17 protein-coding genes are annotated in these 18732 nt (G+C 65.5%); 5 read left to right on the top strand and 12 right to left on the bottom strand.

All coding sequences use genetic code 11. From position 1 onward, the window contains the following. Positions 1-92 precede the first annotated feature (92 nt). Together dapD and ACVWZ8_RS13715 are read left to right on the top strand one after the other, a co-directional pair. A complete protein-coding gene (gene dapD, locus ACVWZ8_RS13720; RefSeq protein ID WP_456504915.1) occupies positions 93-1115 on the top strand; it encodes a 2,3,4,5-tetrahydropyridine-2,6-dicarboxylate N-succinyltransferase in 1023 nt (340 codons plus the stop codon). A 62-nt stretch (positions 1116-1177) separates the two neighbouring features. After that, the gene (locus ACVWZ8_RS13715; protein WP_456504914.1) at positions 1178-2029 is read left to right on the top strand and encodes a hypothetical protein; all 852 of its coding nucleotides are present in this window, start codon (positions 1178-1180) and stop codon (positions 2027-2029) included. A gap of 15 nt (positions 2030-2044) precedes the next feature. Here the strand turns inward: ACVWZ8_RS13715 and ACVWZ8_RS13710 are convergent, their stop codons facing one another. Beyond that, positions 2045-2656 (bottom strand): hypothetical protein, encoded by a 612-nt coding sequence (locus ACVWZ8_RS13710; RefSeq protein WP_456504913.1) that lies wholly within the window; start codon positions 2654-2656, stop codon positions 2045-2047. 48 nt (positions 2657-2704) lie between these two features. Further along, positions 2705-3373, bottom strand: a complete 669-nt coding sequence (locus tag ACVWZ8_RS13705) for a TetR/AcrR family transcriptional regulator (protein ID WP_456504912.1) — start codon at positions 3371-3373, stop codon at positions 2705-2707. 121 nt (positions 3374-3494) lie between these two features. On the opposite strand from ACVWZ8_RS13705, the gene galE reads away from it, so the two are divergent. After that, positions 3495-4508: a UDP-glucose 4-epimerase GalE gene (gene galE, locus ACVWZ8_RS13700; protein ID WP_456504911.1), complete on the top strand. Its 1014-nt coding sequence runs from the start codon at positions 3495-3497 to the stop codon at positions 4506-4508. A gap of 89 nt (positions 4509-4597) precedes the next feature. On the opposite strand, the gene ACVWZ8_RS13695 is transcribed toward galE, so the two are convergent. The 3 genes from ACVWZ8_RS13695 to fdxA all read right to left on the bottom strand — a co-directional run bounded on the left by ACVWZ8_RS13695 (position 4598) and on the right by fdxA (position 7597). Beyond that, a complete protein-coding gene (locus ACVWZ8_RS13695; protein ID WP_426978845.1) occupies positions 4598-5881 on the bottom strand; it encodes a citrate synthase in 1284 nt (427 codons plus the stop codon). Between the two features lie 191 nt (positions 5882-6072). Beyond that, positions 6073-7257 (bottom strand): succinyldiaminopimelate transaminase, encoded by a 1185-nt coding sequence (gene dapC, locus ACVWZ8_RS13690; protein ID WP_456504910.1) that lies wholly within the window; start codon positions 7255-7257, stop codon positions 6073-6075. Positions 7258-7270: 13 nt separating this feature from the next. Next, entirely contained in the window at positions 7271-7597 is a 327-nt protein-coding gene (gene fdxA / locus ACVWZ8_RS13685) for a ferredoxin (RefSeq protein WP_354184727.1), read from the bottom strand. 166 nt (positions 7598-7763) lie between these two features. On the opposite strand from fdxA, the gene ACVWZ8_RS13680 reads away from it, so the two are divergent. Then, complete coding sequence (locus ACVWZ8_RS13680) at positions 7764-8024, top strand: putative acetyltransferase (RefSeq protein ID WP_456504909.1); 261 nt, start codon at positions 7764-7766, stop codon at positions 8022-8024. Between the two features lie 355 nt (positions 8025-8379). Here ACVWZ8_RS13680 and ACVWZ8_RS13675 read toward each other — a convergent pair whose 3' ends face one another. The 3 genes from ACVWZ8_RS13675 to typA form a co-directional block, all read right to left on the bottom strand. Beyond that, positions 8380-9189 carry a type IV toxin-antitoxin system AbiEi family antitoxin domain-containing protein gene (locus ACVWZ8_RS13675; protein ID WP_426978849.1) on the bottom strand — a complete coding sequence of 270 codons (810 nt, stop codon included), beginning with the start codon at positions 9187-9189 and terminating at the stop codon, positions 8380-8382. 244 nt (positions 9190-9433) lie between these two features. Further along, positions 9434-9811 carry a hypothetical protein gene (locus ACVWZ8_RS13670; protein WP_426978850.1) on the bottom strand — a complete coding sequence of 126 codons (378 nt, stop codon included), beginning with the start codon at positions 9809-9811 and terminating at the stop codon, positions 9434-9436. 33 nt (positions 9812-9844) lie between these two features. Then, on the bottom strand, positions 9845-11773 hold the full coding sequence (gene typA, locus ACVWZ8_RS13665; RefSeq protein WP_426978851.1) for a translational GTPase TypA: 1929 nt from the start codon (positions 11771-11773) through the stop codon (positions 9845-9847). A 283-nt stretch (positions 11774-12056) separates the two neighbouring features. Between typA and ACVWZ8_RS13660 the strand changes: the two genes are divergently transcribed. Beyond that, on the top strand, positions 12057-12881 hold the full coding sequence (locus ACVWZ8_RS13660; RefSeq protein ID WP_456504908.1) for an SGNH/GDSL hydrolase family protein: 825 nt from the start codon (positions 12057-12059) through the stop codon (positions 12879-12881). Between the two features lie 108 nt (positions 12882-12989). Here the strand turns inward: ACVWZ8_RS13660 and ACVWZ8_RS13655 are convergent, their stop codons facing one another. The 4 genes from ACVWZ8_RS13655 to ACVWZ8_RS13640 all read right to left on the bottom strand — a co-directional run bounded on the left by ACVWZ8_RS13655 (position 12990) and on the right by ACVWZ8_RS13640 (position 18489). Continuing rightward, positions 12990-14705: a dipeptide ABC transporter ATP-binding protein gene (locus tag ACVWZ8_RS13655; protein WP_456504907.1), complete on the bottom strand. Its 1716-nt coding sequence runs from the start codon at positions 14703-14705 to the stop codon at positions 12990-12992. A gap of 11 nt (positions 14706-14716) precedes the next feature. Then, the gene (locus ACVWZ8_RS13650; protein WP_426978854.1) at positions 14717-15709 is read right to left on the bottom strand and encodes an ABC transporter permease; all 993 of its coding nucleotides are present in this window, start codon (positions 15707-15709) and stop codon (positions 14717-14719) included. Continuing rightward, a complete protein-coding gene (locus ACVWZ8_RS13645; RefSeq protein ID WP_426978855.1) occupies positions 15699-16628 on the bottom strand; it encodes an ABC transporter permease in 930 nt (309 codons plus the stop codon). Before ACVWZ8_RS13645 ends, ACVWZ8_RS13650 begins: the two co-directional genes overlap by 11 nt. Positions 16629-16845: 217 nt before the next feature. Continuing rightward, positions 16846-18489, bottom strand: coding sequence for a peptide ABC transporter substrate-binding protein (locus ACVWZ8_RS13640; protein WP_426978856.1), 1644 nt, complete (start codon positions 18487-18489; stop codon positions 16846-16848). Positions 18490-18732: the final 243 nt, after the last annotated feature.

Raw genomic sequence — 18732 nt, 5'->3', positions numbered from 1 at the left:
TGTCGTTTGGCGCCCTCCAAACGACAACAACTGCCGGTCACTTGGGCGTCTTGAGTTTCAGCCACTGCGGACGCCTTCTATAGACTTGGTGCATGACTGAGACCGCTTCTTCTGCTGTGCCCGCCGACGCCCGTTCTGACGCCCGTTCCGCCTACGGATTCGGAGTTGCCACTGTTTCCACCCGCAACGGTGCGGCCACCGTACTGGACGTGTGGTTCCCGGCGCCGGCCCTCGGCATCGCGGCGGAGAATCTCCGCGACGTCGCCCACGCGGACCAGAGCCTCAGCGACATTGCGGCCAACGGCAGTGACGCGGACCGCGGCACGGAGCAGAAGGTCGTCTTCGTCCAGATCCACCTCGACGAGGCACCGGCTGATACCGCCGACGCCTATCTGCGCCTCCACCTGCTCTCCCACCGGCTCGTCCAGCCGAACAGCATCAACCTCGACGGCATCTTCGGCAAGCTCCCCAACGTGGTGTGGACCAACTTCGGCCCTGCCGCCGTCGAGGACTTCGAGCTGACCCGCGCGCGGCTGCGCAAGCGCGGCGCCGTGACGGTCTACGGGGTGGACAAGTTCCCGCGGATGGTCGACTACGTCATCCCCTCCGGCGTGCGGATTGCCGACGCCGACAGGGTCCGGCTCGGCGCGCACCTGGCCGAAGGCACGACGGTCATGCATGAGGGCTTCGTTAACTTCAATGCCGGGACGCTCGGCACCTCCATGGTCGAAGGCCGTATCTCCGCCGGTGTCGTCGCCGGTGACGGGTCCGACGTCGGCGGCGGCGCGTCGATCATGGGCACCCTGTCTGGCGGCGGCAAGGAAAAAATCGCCCTCGGCGAGCGGGTGCTGCTGGGCGCCAACTCCGGCGTGGGCATCAGCATCGGCGACGACTCCGTCGTCGAAGCCGGCCTGTACGTCACGGCCGGCACCCGGGTCCGCGTCGTCGGGCCCAAGGACGCCGACGGTGAGGACACCAGCCGGATCGTCAAGGCCGTCGAGCTTTCCGGTGTCCCCAATCTGCTGTTCCGCCGCAACTCGTCCACCGGCGAGGTTGAGGTCCTGCCCCGCAAAGGGCAGACTGTCGAACTCAATGAGGCCCTGCACGCCAACTAGGTGGTGACGGCAGCCCGAACGGCTCACGAATGGACTGGCCTGCGGGCCTGAGGGGAAGTTACGTGGCACGCAGAGGCAGTTGGCGGCGGCGGATAGTGCTGCTGCTGGCCCTTGCGATGGCCGCCGGCGGGGTCTACACGGCGGTGGCGTTCATCGACCGCTCGGAAACGCTGATCACCGAACGCTGCACCGCGGTTGGCGGCGGGGACACCGAACTTGCCACCGACCAGGCAGCGAACGCCGCCCTCATCACCGCGGTTGCCGTCCGGCGGGGGCTGCCCGCCCGGGCCGCCAGCATCGCGCTGGCCACGGCCATGCAGGAGTCCAAGCTGCGGAATATAGGCCACGGCGACCAGGCCGGCCCCGACTCCCGCGGGCTGTTCCAGCAGCGGCCGTCGCAGGGCTGGGGCACCGCAGAGCAGGTCATCGACCCGTACCACGCGAGCAACGCCTTCTATGATGCGCTGGTGAAAGTCTCCGGCTACCAGTCGCTGGAGATCACCGATGCCGCACAGAAGGTCCAGCGCTCTGCCTACCCGGCCGCCTACGCCCAGCACGAGGTGATGGCCCGTGCCTTCGCCTCCGTGCTCAGCGGCCAGACCGCCGCAGGCCTTGACTGCACGCTGCGCGCTCCGGACGCGGCCGGAGACCCCGCTGCCGTGCAGGAGCGGCTGTCCGCGGCCTTCGGCAATCTCCCGGTATCCGTGGAGGGCGGCACATTGCTGGTCGAGGCCGGGGGCGCGCAGGCCTGGGCGGTGGCGCAGTGGGCCGTTGCCAACGCGAAAGGGTTGTCCATCGCCGAGGTCCGGACGGACGGCCGCGGCTGGACCCGGGACGCCCGCAACGGGTGGCAGTCAGCCGATGTTCCGGCCGGACAGGTCAGGATCACGCTCGCCGGGGCTCCGCCGCCCTAGCCAGCCCCGACCCGCTCACACCAGCAGGTCCACCACGGGCTGCACGTAACTGCGGAACAGTTCAGGCTCGGACAGCAGCTCGCGGCTCATGATGATCTTGTCCGGCTCCAGGTACCACGCCCGCGGCTCGGCCAGCGGCAGCTCGATGATAGTCAGGCTGAAATCACGGGCGGCGCGGCCAACCTCCAGCAGCCTGTCCTCCACCATGTCGGCCAGTACCTGCACGCCGCCGCCGGCTTCCCGTTCCGCCTCGAGGGCAACGTACTCGCCGCGCCGTTCCCTGGCCCAGGACAATGCCGCGCCGAAGTGCGCCTGCAGCACGCGGCGGAGTGCTGGGGAATTGCTGAAGGCACGGAAGCCGGGCGGCCCCAGTTCGGGCGACATCTCCGGATGCGCTTTGAGGAGCTGCTCCCACCATGCCTCCCACTCGGTCTTGAGTGCGCTGAGACCGCCCGCTTCCGCGATGAGGTGGGTGTGGTCCGAAGGCCGGATTTTGGGTGCCACATGGCAAAGTGCCGGCTGCCCAGCGCTGTTCAGGCCGGCGGCGTCGCGCACGTAAAGCGCAATGAGCATGGGTCCCGAAGTGTCCATGGTGATCCGCCAGCCAGGTCCGCCTGTGTGGTGCATCCGATTGCCTCCCTTGGCAAGACGTACTATTCCAGTGTATTCCTCAAGCTAACGCAGGTTAATGGCGGGCAACTTGCTTGCCAGGCCCGCCAGATGGGCCTCCAGAACGTCCCGGCACATCTGGGCAGTCATCCATTCGGGCTGCAACAGTGCGTGCATGGAAAGCCCGTCCAGCGTGGCGAGCAACCTTTCGGCCTCGATGACCAGCCTCTGCTGCACCGCTTCCGCCTCGCTTGGATTCTGCGGACCGTGCCCGCCAGCGGCGGTGGACAACTCCATCACGAGCCTGCCCACGACCGCGGCCACGGCACGGTGGCTGCGGTCTGCTTCCGGCGCCAGGAACGGCCTCGTCCTGGCTGCATTCTTGAAGGCCATCCAGACACACGCGTCGACGGCCCGCTCCTCGTCCAGCGGCAGGAATTCACCCAGCAGGGTTAATACGCCCTGGTGGTGGTCCGCCGTTCCCGGCATCAGCCCGCCAAGCCGTTCGTCGGCTGCCGTGAGCCGGCCGACGATCCGGTCCACGACGACGCCGAAGGAATGGGCGAGAAGGTCATCGCTGCTGGCGAAGTAGTGCCGGACCGATCCGACTGCGAGGTCCGCCGCGTCGGCAACTTCCCGCAGCGACGCCCGTTCGAGTCCGTCTGATGCAACGATCCGGAAAACCGCTTCGACCACTTCCTGGCGCCGTAATGCGGCGTCGACAAATTTGGGCATTAGTCCTTTTTAGCACCTATGTGCCCGCACGACGGCGGGGCACACCGGCCGCGGCAAGGCCTGCCTGCCTGCCTGCCTGCCTGCGCAAGAGGGCTACGGGACGTGGGATAGCCTAAGACACATGAGAATTCTGGTTACTGGCGGCACCGGTTACATCGGTTCGCACACTGTGCTGTCCCTGCAGGAAGCCGGCCATGAGGTGGTGGTGATCGACAACCTGGTGAACTCCAGCGAGGAAGCCCTGCGCCGGGTCGCGGAACTCAGCGGCACCGCCGCGGTCTTCCACCACGTGGACCTGGTGGACGAGGCCGCCGTCGACGCCGTCTTCACCGGGCACGCGATCGACGCCGTCATCCACTTCGCCGGGCTGAAGGCCGTCGGCGAATCCGTCCGCGAACCCCTGCGCTACTACCACAACAACCTCACCGGCACGCTGAACCTGCTCCGCGTGATGGACCGGCACGAGGTCCGCTCGATCGTCTTCAGCTCCTCCGCCACGGTCTACGGCGAGCACAACCCCAGCCCGTACCTGGAGAAGATGGAGATCGGCGCGAACAACCCCTACGGCCGGACCAAGGAACAGATCGAGGACATCCTCGCGGACCTCGGCGCCGCCGACCCCCGCTGGCACATCGCGCTGCTGCGCTACTTCAACCCGGTCGGCGCGCACCCCTCGGGCCGGATCGGCGAGGACCCGCAGGGCATCCCGAACAACCTCGTCCCGTTCATCGCCCAGGTCGCCGTGGGCCGGCGCGAGAAGCTGATGGTCTTCGGCGGCGACTACGACACCCCGGACGGGACCTGCCAGCGCGACTACATCCACGTCGTCGACCTCGCCGAAGGCCACGTCGCCGCGCTGGGGCACATCGCCGGCCGGGCCGGGGTGTACCGCTGGAACCTCGGCTCCGGCACGGGCTCCTCCGTGCTGGAAGTGCTCCGCGCCTTCGAAAAAGCCGCCGGCAAGACCATCCCGTACGAGATCACCGCCCGCCGCCCCGGGGACCTGCCCGCCTTCTGGGCCGACGCCTCCTCCGCCCTGGCGGACCTCAGCTGGTCCGCCACCCGCACCGTCGACGAAATGTGCGAAGACCACTGGCGCTGGCAAAAAAACAACCCCCAGGGCTACAACGCCTGACCGGTACAACTGAGAAGAACGACGCCGGCCGCGCCCCTCTGCTGAGGTGCGCGGCCGGCGTCGTACTGCTGTCGCTGGGGATTCCCGGGCTACAGCGCGGGGTAGTTGCGTTCCGGTTCCCCCACGTACAGCTGGCGCGGGCGGCCGATCTTGGTGTTGGGATCGCTGATCATTTCGCGCCACTGGGCAATCCAACCCGGCAGGCGGCCGATCGCGAAGAGCACGGTGAACATCTTCTCGGGGAAGCCCATGGCCTTGTAGATCAGGCCCGTGTAGAAGTCCACGTTCGGGTAGAGCTTGCGCTGGATGAAGTAGTCGTCGTTCAGGGCCTTCTCTTCGAGGCGCATGGCAATGTCCAACAGCTCGTCGTTGCCGCCGAGCTTGCTGAGGATCTCGTGGGCCGTGGCCTTGACGATCTTGGCGCGCGGGTCGTAGTTCTTGTAGACGCGGTGCCCGAAGCCCATAAGGCGCACGCCGTCTTCCTTGTTCTTGACCTTCTCCATGTAGTCCTCGGGCTTGGTGCCGTCGGCCTGGATCTGGCGCAGCATCTTGAGCACGGCCTCGTTGGCGCCGCCGTGGGCGGGGCCGAAGAGGGCGTTGATGCCGGCGGACACGGAGGCGAAAAGGTTGGCGTTGGAGGAACCGACCAGCCGGACCGTGGAGGTCGAACAGTTCTGCTCGTGGTCCGCGTGCAGGATGAGGAGGAGATCCAGGGCCTTGGCGATGACCGGGTCCACCTCGTACTGCTCGGCCGGCAGGCCGAAGCTCAGGCGCAGGAAGTTTTCCACAAGATTCATGGAGTTGTCCGGGTACAGCATGGGCTGGCCGATGCTCTTCTTCAGGGCATAGGCGGCGATGACCGGCATTTTGGCCAGCAGGCGGTACGTGGAGACTTCCACCTGCTCGGCGTTGAACGGGTCCAGCGAATCCTGGTAGAACGTGGAGAGCGCGGACACGGCCGAGGACAGCACCGGCATCGGGTGGGCGTCGCGCGGGAAGCCGCTGAAGAAGCCCTTGAGCTCTTCGTGCAGCAGGGTGTGGTGGCGGATCCGCTGGTCAAAGGCGTCCAGCTCCGTGGGGGTCGGCAGGTTGCCGTAGATCAGCAGGTAGGAAACTTCCAGGAAGCTTGAGTGCTGGGCGAGCTGCTCGATCGGGTAGCCGCGGTAACGCAGGATGCCGGCGTCGCCGTCGATGTAGGTGATGGCCGATGTGGTGGCGGCGGTGTTCATGAACCCGGGGTCAAAGGCAACCGCGCCGGTCTGCTTCAGCAGCTTGGAAACGTCGTAGCCTTCGTTTCCTTCTACAACCTTGATGCGCGGGAGTTCGAGCTCTCCGCCGGCATGGCGCAGGGTAGCGCTGGTGGTCTCAGTCATGGAGTCTCCTCATGAGGCGTCGGGGCCTCTGTAGAAAGCTGGTCCAACATCTGGTGAAGCCGCTTACGGAACCTGTACGGAGACGGATTCCAACGGCTGCGCTGCCTTCTTGTGGAAAGCCACCATTGATAGTCAGTTAAAAACTACCTTCAGTTTCCGGGCGGCACCAATCCAAGGGCGCCCGGACCTGCCTAAAACGCGTCAGTTGTGGCACGTGTCACAGCATTGTTACGGCCGGTAGCCAGCCGTGCCACTGCGGCGTCGATCCGCTCATCCGTGGCGGTCAGCGCGACCCGGACGAACCCGTTGCCGGCGTCCCCGTAGAAGACTCCGGGCCCGACGACGATTCCCCGGTCCGCTAGCCGGCCCAAAGTGTGCCACGTGTCCTCGCCGGCGGTGGCCCACAAATACAGCCCGGCCCGGGACTCATGAATCGTCAGTCCGAAGCCTTCCAGCGCCGGTATGATCCGTTCGCGGCGCCCGCGGTAGAGGTCCTTCTGTGTCTGGACGTGCGCGTCGTCGCCGAGGGCCACCCGCATGGCCTCCTGCACCGGGTAGGGGACGATCATGCCGGCGTGTTTGCGACTGTTGACGAGGTTCGCCATGATGGCCGGATCTCCGGCGACAAAGGCGGCGCGGTAGCCTGCGACGTTGGACTGCTTGCTCAGTGAGTAAACCGCCAGCAGGCCTTCGTGCGAGCCGTCGGCGACCTCGGGATCGAGGATGCTGGGCACCGGAGTGCCGCCGCGCTCTACGTCCCATTCGCCCCAGCCGAGTTCGGCGTAGCATTCGTCCGAGGCCACCACGGCCCCGAGGTCACGGGCCTGGGCCACGATGCGCTTGAGTGATGCTTTGTCCCGCACACTTCCGGTGGGGTTGGCCGGCGAATTGACCCAGACCAGGCGCACACGTGCCCGGGTTGCGGCGTCGAGCTCGTCGAGGTCGTCCGCGGCCATCTGTTCGGCGCCGGCAAAGGTGGCGCCGATGTCGTAGGTGGGGTACGCGACAGTGGGCCGCACCACGACGTCGCCCGGTTTGAGACCGAGCAGAAACGGCAGCCAGGCGACGAGTTCCTTGGAGCCCACCGTGGGCATGACGTTCTGCGGATCCAGGCCGGGCACGCCGCGGCGGCGGTCAAACCACGCCGCGATGGCGTCGCGGAGGGCCGGGGTGCCGTGGACCGTGGGATAACCGGGGGCGTTGGCCGCGGCCCGGAGCGCGTCCTGCACGACCTCCGGCGTCGGATCCACCGGGGTCCCGATAGAGAGGTTGGCGACTCCCCCGGGGTGTTCGGCTGCCCTGGCAAGGTACGGCGCCAGAGCCTCCCACGGGTAGTCGGGCAGGCTGAGCCCGAAGCTGCGCAACGCGGATGTCACCGGAGCGTCCGCCCTAGCTTTCTTGGTTCTGCGGCGGCAGGGCGGCAATCATGGGGTGGTCCGTGTGGGTGTTGCCGATCTTCGCGGCACCGCCCGGAGAACCCAGAACGTCAAAGAACTCGACGTTGGCCTTGTAGTAGTCCGCCCATTCCTCCGGCGTGTCGTCCTCGTAGTAGATTGCCTCCACGGGGCAGACCGGCTCACACGCACCGCAGTCCACGCACTCGTCCGGGTGGATGTACAGCGAACGCTCACCTTCGTAGATGCAATCGACGGGGCACTCTTCAATACATGCCTTGTCCTTGACATCTACACACGGCTGCGCGATTACGTACGTCACGTCCCTGGCCTCTCCACGTTGGTTCCGGCGACCGGCCGGAGGTTGCTCCGGCCTGAGCGCCGGACTGCTGACTTCTGAGCCTATTATCTCCCAGCCCGTTCCCGCGAACCTAGCCCGACGTCACACTGGGCCGGGTCGTTGCGTGAACTGGTCCTAGTATGAACTGGTGAGTTCGCCAATGCCCGTACCGCAAAAGTTCCTTACGGGTGCCCGGCTGGGCACCCGCGTCGTGGTCCGGTACCGGATCGAGGGCGGCCTGACGGATGCGCTCGGCGAGCTGGTGGGACAGGCCGACGGCGAGTGCACCGTCCGCACCCGGCACGCCGACGTTGTGATTCAGCTGGCGCTGGTGGTGGCCGCGAAGGAAGTCCCGCCCGCCCCGCCGCGCCGCGCCCCGCGGACGCCCGGCTCTGACCCTGCCCGCTGAGGCCCGACCGGCGGACATGCTCTCCCCTGGCCGCAGGCGGAGGCCTGACCGGCGGACATGCTCTCCCCTGGTCACACCCGGAGGCCCGACCGGCGGACATGCCCTCCCCTGGCCGCACCCGGAGGCCCGACCGGCGGACATGCTCTCCCCTGGCCGCACCCGGAGGCCCGACCGGCGGACATGCTCTCCCCTGGCCACAGGCGATGGACACTTCACCAATTTGTCCATCCCTGGCCACAAGAGTGGGACATGTCCAGTGGTCCTGGCCGCAAGAGTGGGACATGTCCATGGTGGGACTTGAGAACTGGACGTGCACGGCGGGTTGGCACAGGGCTGCGAAAGGACATGTCCAGTACTACGCTGCGGCGGAGAGCCTGTTCAGCGTGTCCCGGACCAGGGCGATGAACTCCTGCGGATGATTCTTGAGCAGGGGATAGCTCACGACCAGGGTCGGGATTCCCAGCCTGGTGGTCACGTTCCATCGCCGGCGGTCTTCCTCGAAGCTTTCCTTGTCCATATGGAAGCCTGCACCGTCGGTCTCGATGCCGAGGCGCCCGTCGACCATGAGGTCAAGATGCCCCATGCCCGGGATATTGACCTGCGATTCGACGTGGAATCCAGCGCGCCGCAGCTGGAATCTTGCCAGGCACTCGATGATGGACTGCGACTGCGGGACAATCCCTGCCACGATCCGGCGCTCCCGCGCGTCGTTCCGCCCTCCCAGACGGCGGCGCAACGCCGCGAGAGGGAGCCCCTTGAGCACGACGGCGGATTCGGCGATGACCAGTCCGTCGAGTTCCGGCAGGCACCTCAGGCTCTGCACAACCGAGTCCAACAGGGTCGGCGGTGCGGGCGATCTGTGGCAGACGAAGCCCGGATAGCTACGGCTGTGCGGCAGCGCGACATGCGGCTGCGCCGGTGGCTCCAAGACCCACAGCCCCTGCAACTGGGCCGCGCTGATGCAGCCAGGCTCCGCCGGCAGGGAACGGATAGAGACCAGCCGGGCATCCGCGGCGGGAAGCGCGTACACTCCGCGGGCCACCCGGGAAACGGCACCGCTGGCCATGGCGGCCTTGACCTGGAAATCCGATACCCCCGCGGCAGCGAGGTGTTTGGCGCGGGCCACGCCGTCGTAATTCGAGAGCACCTCAACAATGTTGACCATACGCTATCGTGCGTGTGGAAGAGGCCGCGAAAACAGCGCACTCCCCCGCTATGTGCATAAACGCATGTGTCATTTGCCAAGCCTGCGGGAGCATGTCCAGCGGTCAGCGGAGCATGTCCAGCGGTCACGGGTGGACATGTCCCCTGGTCCCGGGCGAAGGCCGGACATATGGCCATCATGTCCATCCGCGCGGCCGGGGAATGGGCATGTCCCACCGGGGCGGCGGGAAAGCAGGCTCCGGACGCTACCCCTTCGCGGCGCGGTAACGCCGGCACCAGACGAGCACCGCGAGGGTGACCACGGCGGAGCCGAAGATCCAGAGATTCCCGGCTGTGTCGGCGACTACGAGGCGTTTTCCGTTCTCCAGGGTGGACCACCAACCGGTAAGGGCGTAGCAGAGAACCCCGCAGACCGCAGTCGGGACGCCCGAACGGTACGCGGCCCCGAGCCACAGCTGGACGGACCCCAGCAGCACCAGCGCGGCGGCGGCGCCCCAGGGAACGTCGATGCCGAAGATCAGGACGCCGTGCCCGTGCAGGGCGGTACCCGCCAGGGCAACAAAAAGAGCTGCCGGCACGGCGGCGGCAACACCGCCTGCCATGCCGGCAGCTCCCTTATTCACAGATTCTCCGTACCGAGGCCAGGAACGCCGCAGCTAGGACTTGGCGCGGGCCCGGTTGGACTTGGCACGCTGGTTGACGTCCAGGATGAGCTTCCGGATCCGGATGGATTCCGGGGTGACCTCGACGCACTCGTCTTCGCGGGCGAATTCGAGGGACTCTTCGAGGGTCAGGTCGCGCGGGGGCGTCAGGTTCTCGAAGGTGTCGGAGGAAGCGGCACGCATGTTGGTGAGCTTCTTTTCCTTGGTGATGTTCACGTCCATGTCGTCGGCGCGTGAGTTCTCGCCGACGATCTGGCCTTCGTAGACCTCGGAGGTGGGCCGGACGAAGAAGGAGCCACGTTCCTGCAGGTTGATCATGGCGAACGGCGTCACAACACCGGCCCGGTCGGCGATCATCGAACCGTTGGTGCGGTACTCGATCGGGCCGGCCCAGGGCTCGTAGCCCTCGGAAATGGAAGCTGCGATGCCGGCGCCGCGGGTGTCTGTGAGGAACTTGGTGCGGAAACCGATCAGGCCACGGGCCGGAACGATGAACTCCATGCGGCACCAGCCGGTGCCGTGGTTGGCCATGTTGGTCATGCGGCCCTTGCGGGCGGCCATGAGCTGGGTGACCGCGCCGAGGTATTCTTCGGGCACGTCGATGGTCATGTGTTCCATCGGCTCGTGGATCTTGCCGTCGATGGTCCTGGTGACAACCTGCGGCTTGCCGACGGTCAGCTCGAAGCCTTCGCGGCGCATCTGCTCAACCAGGATGGCCAGCGCGAGCTCGCCACGGCCCTGGACTTCCCAGGCATCCGGGCGCTCCGTGGGGAGCACCTTGATGGAGACGTTGCCGATCAGTTCCTTGTCCAGGCGGTCCTTGACCTGGCGGGCCGTGACCTTGGCGCCCTTGACCCGGCCGGCCAGCGGCGAGGTATTGATACCGATGGTCATGGAGATGGCCGGATCGTCAACAGTGATCAGCGGCAGCGGCTGCGGGTTGTCGACGTCGGTCAGGGTCTCACCGATGGTGATTTCATCAATGCCGGCGACGGCGACGATCTCGCCCGGTCCTGCGGAATCGGTCGGAACACGGTCCAGTGCCTTGGTGGCCAGCAGTTCGGTGATCTTGACGTTCTTCAGTTCGCCGTTGGCACGTGCCCAGGCGACGGTCTGGCCCTTGCGCAGGGTGCCGTTGTAGATACGCAGCAGCGCGAGGCGGCCGAGGAACGGGGAGGCGTCCAGGTTGGTGACGTGGGCCTGCAGGACGCCGTCCGGGTTGTAGGTCGGCGCCGGGATGTGCTCGATGATGGCCTGGAAGAGCGGCTCGAGGTCCTCGTTCTCCGGAGCCGAGCCGTCGGCCGGCTGCTCGAGGGACGCGCGGCCAACCTTGGCGGCGGCGTAGACGACGGGAACGTTGAGGATCTTGTCCAGGTCGAGGTCCGGAACTTCGTCCGCGAGGTCCGAAGCCAGGCCGAGGAGCAGGTCCATGGACTCGTGGACAACTTCTTCGATCCGCGCATCGGGACGGTCGGTCTTGTTGACCAGGAGGATCACCGGCAGGTGCGCGGCGAGGGCCTTGCGCAGCACGAAGCGGGTCTGGGGCAGCGGGCCCTCAGAAGCGTCGACGAGGAGGACGACGCCGTCGACCATGGACAGGCCGCGCTCGACCTCGCCACCGAAGTCGGCGTGGCCGGGGGTGTCGATGACATTGATGGTGATGGTCTCGCCCTTGGAGGACGGACCGTTGTAGGCCACGGTGGTGTTCTTGGCCAGAATGGTGATGCCCTTTTCGCGTTCCAGGTCACCGGAGTCCATGACACGGTCTTCGAGGTGGTTGTGCGCGGCAAAAGAGTTGGTCTGCTTGAGCATGGCGTCGACCAGCGTAGTCTTGCCGTGGTCAACGTGGGCCACAATCGCGACGTTGCGCAGATCACTGCGCGATGCAGTGGCTACCGCGGTGTTGGTGGTGGTTTCAGACATGCGTTATTGCTCGATTCAGTGGTGAAGTCAGCTGTTGTATCGCGACATTTCCAACCGGAACGCACGACGTATGAGTCCCTTTGACACAGGGCACCTTCTACAAGTCTAAACGCTAGGTCATTTATTGGCCTAAAATGCCCAGCCCAACCCCCAAACGGCGGGCGCCGGCAGGGGTGGTCGGCGCGAGGGCGTGAGCCGCCGGCTGTGAGCAAAATCACTGGATTTTCGGGCGTCCATGCCCCATGATGGCTGTGATAGCAGCAAGCCAGCCCGGAGATCTTTCATGCGGAACGCCACGGCTCTGTTCCGTTTCCTCGCACCGATGATCGCCGCAGGCGTACTTCTGGGCGGCTGCGGGCAGACACCATCCCAGCCCTACAACCCTGATGTGTGCGCCGCATCGACGCTCACCTCTCCCACCGCGGGACAGGATCCGGCCACCATGCCGCCGTGTTCGGTCTACCGGAATCCCGCCACTGGCCGGGAAGAAGTCGTCGTGAAGGACATCGGACACACCGCCCTGCTGATTGGCGACTCCCAGTCCGCCCCTGCGGTCGGGTGGCCACGGCAGGGGCTCACCGCGCTGGGCTACCACGTCTATTACTGCGGCGCGGGCGGCACCGGGTTCGTGGCGAATAACGGCAAGACCGGCAACTACATCAATGCGCTGGAACGCGGTGACTGGAGACTGCCCTATGGCTCGCCGCCGCTGGTGGTGATCCAGGGCGGCGGGAACGACGCCGGTACCGGAGCCAGTGACGACAAGATCACGGCCAACGCTGAGAAGCTGATCAGCGCGCTTCGGCAGCGCTACCCCGGGGCAACCCTCGCCATGATCGGCACTCTGGCCCTCGGCTCCGACCATGGCGGCGGGCGCCGCACCGAGGTGAACACCCTCTTGGGAACAGTTGCAGCGAAGCAGGGCATACCTTTTGTCAGCGTCGGCGACTGGATGACGAAATACGACCTGTTGAAGTTCGCGACGGACCGCGTGCACCTGGGCACCGAGGGCCACCACAAGCTGGGCGCCATCCTGGGCACGAAGCTCCGGGATCTGGGCCTGCAGGCCAAGAACGTTCAGACCCAGGCCCAGGCCAAGAACGGTTAGACACCGGGTGCCCGTTAGACACTGGGAGCCGGCGCCCGCCCCGCAGGGTAGGCGCCGGCTCCCGGTCCTACGGGCAGCCCGCAGGCTGCCGTTCCGGAACGGGCCGGATCAGGCAACTTCCGGGGGCAGCATGAGGCGCGCACCCGGGATGGCGTTGAGCAGCGCCTTCGTGTAGTCCTGCTGCGGCGAATCGAAGACCTCGTCCGTGGAGCCGGTCTCGACCAGTTTGCCCTGCTCCATCACACACACGTGGTCCGCGATCTGCCGGACCACGGCGAGGTCGTGGGTGATGAACAGATAGGTCAGGCCCAGGCGGGACTGCAGTTCGGCGAGCAGGTTCAGCACCTGCGCCTGCACCAGGACGTCCAGCGCGGAGACTGCCTCGTCACAGATGATCACCTCGGGATCCAGTGCCAGTGCCCGCGCAATGGCCACACGCTGGCGCTGGCCGCCCGAGAGCTCGTTCGGGTACCGCTGCATGGTCGACTGCGGCAGAGCCACCTGGTCCAGCAGCTCGCGGACCTTCTTCTCGCGGCTGGTCTTGTCCCCGATCTTGTGGGTCCGCAGCGGCTCCTCGATGGTCCGGAAGATGTTGTACATCGGGTCCAGGGAGCCGTAGGGGTCCTGGAAGATCGGCTGTACCCGCCGGCGGAAGGCGAAGATTTCCTTGCTGTTCAGCGTGGACGTGTCCACCCCGTCGAACACGATCCTGCCGGCGGTGGGCGTCAGGAGGTTCAGCACCATCTGTGCAACGGTGGACTTGCCGGAACCCGACTCGCCCACGATCGCCGTCGTCGTTCCCCGCCTGACGCTGAAGGAGACGTTGTCCACCGCGGTAAAGTCCGTGGACCGGCCGAATCCGGAGCGCAGCTTGAAGACCTTGCTCAGGTTCTCAATGTGCAGCACCTCTTCTGGCAGGGACGGCGCCACCACGACATCATCAGTGGGTGCGAGGAGATCCTCGCTTTCCACACCGAGTTCCTTGGCGACCTGGATACGCCGTGACGCCAGCGACGGCGCCGAGGAGACCAAGCGCCGGGTGTACGGGTGCTGCGGGTTCTGCAGCAGTTCAAGCGACGGTCCGGATTCGACAACCTGGCCGCGGTACATGACCACCACCTTGTCGGCGCGCTCGGCTGCCAGGCCCAGGTCGTGGGTGATGAGCAGCACGGCGGTTCCGAGTTCGGTGGTCATCGTGTCCAGATGATCGAGGATCTGCCGCTGGACCGTGACGTCCAGGGCGGACGTCGGCTCGTCGGCGATCAGCAGGCGGGGCTGGCAGGACAGCCCGATCGCGATCAGCGCACGCTGGCGCATGCCGCCGGAGAACTCATGCGGGTACTGCTTGGCCCGCCTCGCGGCGTCGGGCAGTCCCGCCTCGGACAGGACCTTTGCGACGTCGTCCGTGCCGCTCGGCAGTCCGTTGGCCTTCAATGTCTCGCGGACCTGGTAGCCGATCTTCCACACGGGGTTCAGGTTGGACATCGGGTCCTGCGGGACCATGCCGATGCTGTTGCCGCGGAGTTCGATCATCCGCTTCTCGCTGGCCTGGGAGATATCCTCGCCGTCGAACAGGATCTGCCCCGCAGAGACGCGTCCGTTGCCCGGAAGCAGCCCGATGGCGGCCAAGGCCGTCGTCGACTTGCCGGAACCGGACTCGCCCACGATGGCCACCGTCTCGCCGGGCATGATGGTCAGGTGCGCGTTCCGCACGGCCTGGACCTCGCCGTTGCTGGTCGCGAAGCCGATCGCCAGGTCCTTGATTTCAAGCAGCGGGCGCTCAGTAACGTCGTCCACTTCCAGGATTTCAATAGAGGCGTTCATGGCGTCCCCTTTCATCGCTTGCGCGCTTTGGGATCGAGAGCATCACGCAGGGCGTCACCCAGCATGATAAAGCTCAGGACGGTGATGGACAGCGCGATAGCCGGGTAGAGCAGCGGCATCGGGTTGGACCGCAGCGAGGCCTGCGCCGCCTGGATGTCGTTGCCCCAGGACATGACGCTGGGCGGGAGCCCGATGCCGAGGAAGGACAGCGTGGATTCTGCCACGATGAACGTGCCCAGGGAGATCGTGGCGACGACGATGATCGGAGCCAGCGAGTTCGGCATGACGTGGCGCATGAGCGCACCGAACTTGGAGACGCCCAGGGACCGGGCCGCAGTGACGAAGTCGGCGTTGCGGACCTCGATCACGGCTCCGCGGGTGATGCGGGCGATCTGCGGCCAGCCGAAGGTGACCAGGATCAGCACCAGCGTCCACGCCGTCCGGTTGGTGCGGAACATCGGAAGCTGCATGAGCACAATGGCGCCCAGGATCAGCGGCAGGGCGAAGAAGATGTCATTGATGCGCGCCAGAATGGCATCCACCCAGCCGCCGTAGTAACCCGCCAGGGCACCCATGATGCCGCCGATCAGGAGCACTCCGATGGTGGTGAACAGGCCCACGGTCACCGAGGAACGCGTGCCGAAGATAACGCGCGCATAGACGTCGCAGCCCTGCTGGGTGAATCCGAGCGGGTGGCCGGCGGCCGGCCCCGCATCCGAGTTCGCCAGCTGGCAGGCCTCGGAGGTGGGATCGATCTGGGAGAACAGTCCCGGGAACAGCGACACCGCCACGACGACGAGGATCAGGAACGCCGAAACCAGGAACAGCGGCTGCTTGCGCAGGTTCCGCCAGGCCTCGCCCCAGAGGCTCAGGGGCGCCTTGTCCTCCTTGACCCGGTCGGTCGCCTGGAGGGGCGTCTCTGAGACGTCTGCAACGAAATGATCTTTGTGGCGCTGCACAGGAGCGGCGGCTCCGTGCTCTGAGGTGTTGTAATCAGGAGTCATAGCGGATCCTCGGGTCAAGCCAGGCGTACAGCAGGTCAACGAACAGGTTGGAGAGGCAGTAGATCAGCACCAACACGGTGACGATCGAGACCACCGTCGGGCCTTCCCCTGACAGGACGGCCCGGTAGAGCCGGTTGCCGACACCCGGCACATTGAAGATGCCTTCGGTGACGATCGCGCCGCCCATCAGGGCGCCGAGGTCCGCCCCGAGGAACGTGATGACGGGGATCAGGGAGTTGCGCAGGATGTGCACGCGGACCACCCGGAAGCGGGACAGGCCCTTGGCCGTGGCCGTGCGCACGTAGTCGGCGCTCATGTTCTCGATCACGCTTGTCCGGGTCAGCCGGAGAACATAGGCGAAGGAGCCCAGGCCCAGGACGATGGCCGGCAGGATCAGGTCCTGAACGGTCGCGGCCGAGCTGACCGTGGGTTTGGCCCAGCCGAGCTGGACGCCGATGGTGAACTGCAGCAGGAAGCCGAGGACGAAGATCGGAATACCGATGACGATCAGCGATGCCACCAGCACGGTCGAGTCGAAGAACTTGCCCTTGCGCAGACCCGCAATGAGGCCAAAGACGATGCCGAAGACAGCCTCGAAAATGAGGGCCATCACGGCCAACCGTGCCGTGACCGGGAAGACTTCGCCAAGCACCGCGGCGATGGGGCGCCCGGAGAAGTCCTGACCGAGGTCAAAGGTGAAGATGCTCTTAAGGTAAAGCAGGTATTGGATCCAGAAGGGCTGGTCCAGGTGGTACTGGGCCCGGAGCTTTGCCGCCACGGCCTCATTGACCGGCTTGTCGCCGAAGAGAGCCACGATGGGGTCGCCGGGGAGACTGAAGACCAGGAAATAGACCAGCAGCGTCGCGCCCAGGAAGACGGGAATCAGTTGGAGGAAACGCTTGAGGATATAAGTCGCCATCAGCGAAGCACACCCCCGTCAGCAGGCATCCTGTCCGGGGATGCGGTGGAGTTGTTCATCAAAGAACCTTTTCACTATTGATGCAGGGCGACGCCGGTACACTCACGGCGGGCGGCCTGCGAAAAGTTCGCCCGAAGACCCGGGCCATTAGAAATGTGTGGAGGCAAAACGACGGCGGAGGCCCCAATTCTGGGCAGCCCCCGCCGTCATTGTGTTGTTACTTGCCGGAGATGTTGTAGTACAGCGGAACGCCGTCCCAGCCGTAGTCAACGTTGGTTACCTTGTCGCTCCAGCCGCCCTGGGCGACCTGGTACCACAGGGGGATGGCAGGAAGGTCCTGAAGCAGGATTTCCTGGGCCTTGTTCATGGCCTTATTGCCGTCGCTGACTGACGAGGCGTTCAGGCCATCGGAGACGGCCTTGTCGAACGTCGGGTTCGCGTAGTCGGCGTCGTTGGAACCGGCACCGGTCTTGTAGATCGGGCCGAGGAAGTTGTACAGCGACGGGTAGTCCGCCTGCCAGCCGGCGCGGATGGCACCGGTCAGGGTCTTGGCGGTTGCGTCGTTGCGGACTTCCTTGAAGGTCGCGTACGGCTTGCCTTCAACCTTGATGCCGAGCGTGTTCTTGAGCTGGTTTACGACAGCCTCAACCCATGCCTTGTGTCCGCCCTTGTCGGCGTTGTAGGCAATGGTGAAGGTCTTCTCGGCATCCCATTTCTGGATACCGTCGGCCTTGGTCCAGGCTTCCTTGGCCTTGGCGGCATCGAACTTCAGGTTCTCCGAACCCGGGATCGAGTCGCTGTAGCCGTCAAGCACGGGGGCCGTGAAATCCTTGGCCGGCTGGCGGGCACCGCTGAAGATCACCTTGGTGATTTCGTCACGGTTGATTGCCATGGAGATTGCCTGGCGGCGGAGCTTGCCGGCCTCACCGCTCCATTCCGGCAGGTATTCCGGGATGGCAATGGTCTGGTTGCCGGCATACGGCTTGTTGATCGTGCGGTCGCCGAGGTCAGACTTGAAGTTCTTCAGTGCGCTGGTCGGGATGGTCTGCAGGATGTCCAGGTTGTTGGACAGCAGATCCTGGTACGCCGCGTCGTCGTTCTGGAAGATCTTGAACGTCACGCCGGCGTTCTTGGCCTTGCGGGGACCGTTGTAGTCCGGGTTCGGGACAAGCTGGATCTGCACGTTGTGCTGCCAGCCGCCGTCGGCCATCTTGTACGGACCGTTGCCAACCGGCTTTTCGCCGAATCCCTTCGGGTCCGCGAGTGCACCGGACGGGACCGGAACGAAGGCGGTGTAACCGAGGCGCAGCGGCCAGTCGGACTCCGGCTGCTTCAGCTCGACCGTGAACGTCTGGTCGTCAACGACCTTCAGGCCGGACATGGTGTCAACGGTCGAGCCTTCTGCGCTGGCCTCGTCGTAGCCCTTGATGCTTTCGAAGAAGCCACCGCTGAGCTGCGCGTTCTTGGCTGCCGCGCCGAAGTTCCAGGAGTCAACGAAGGACTTGGCCGTGATGGCCTCGCCGTTCGTGAACTTCTGGTCCTTCTTGATCTTGATGGTGAAGTGCTGGCCATCCTTGCCTTCAATGGACTCAGCGAGTTCGTTGACGGGCTTGCCGCTGGGGTCGTAGCTGACGAGGCCCGCGAAGATCATGTCGATGACCTTGCCGCCGCCGACCTCGTTGGTGTCGGCCGGCATCAGGGGACGCTGGGGCTCGGAACCGTCGGCCAGAATGACTTTGCTGGTGTCGCCACCGGTGCTGCCGCTACCGGTCGCGGTGCCGCCACCGGCACCGCAGCCGGTCAGGGCGAGAGCGGCGATGGCCACCATGCCCAGTGCTTTGGAAGTGCGCGAAAAACGCATTCCGCCTCCTATGAGTTGTGGGAGTTCGTGAGGGAAAAACTTATGCTTCCCCGCAGGCAGGCACAGAGGTATCCCTGTGACGTGGCCTACATATGGAAGTAGCCTAGCCCCAAAACGTCCGAATGGTGGAACCCTGTTGCCAAACCGTGACCCGACAATAGTTTGACAGTTAAAGTCAACCGCGATGTATTACAGGTCACACGTTACTGGCTGGTACTATTCGCCGCAATGGCGATCCCGGTT

The sequence above is a fragment of the Arthrobacter sp. UYCu723 genome (assembly GCF_054059215.1).
The sequence above is the reverse complement of the archived record's forward strand: the minus strand, read 5'-3'. Positions and strand labels throughout refer to the sequence as shown.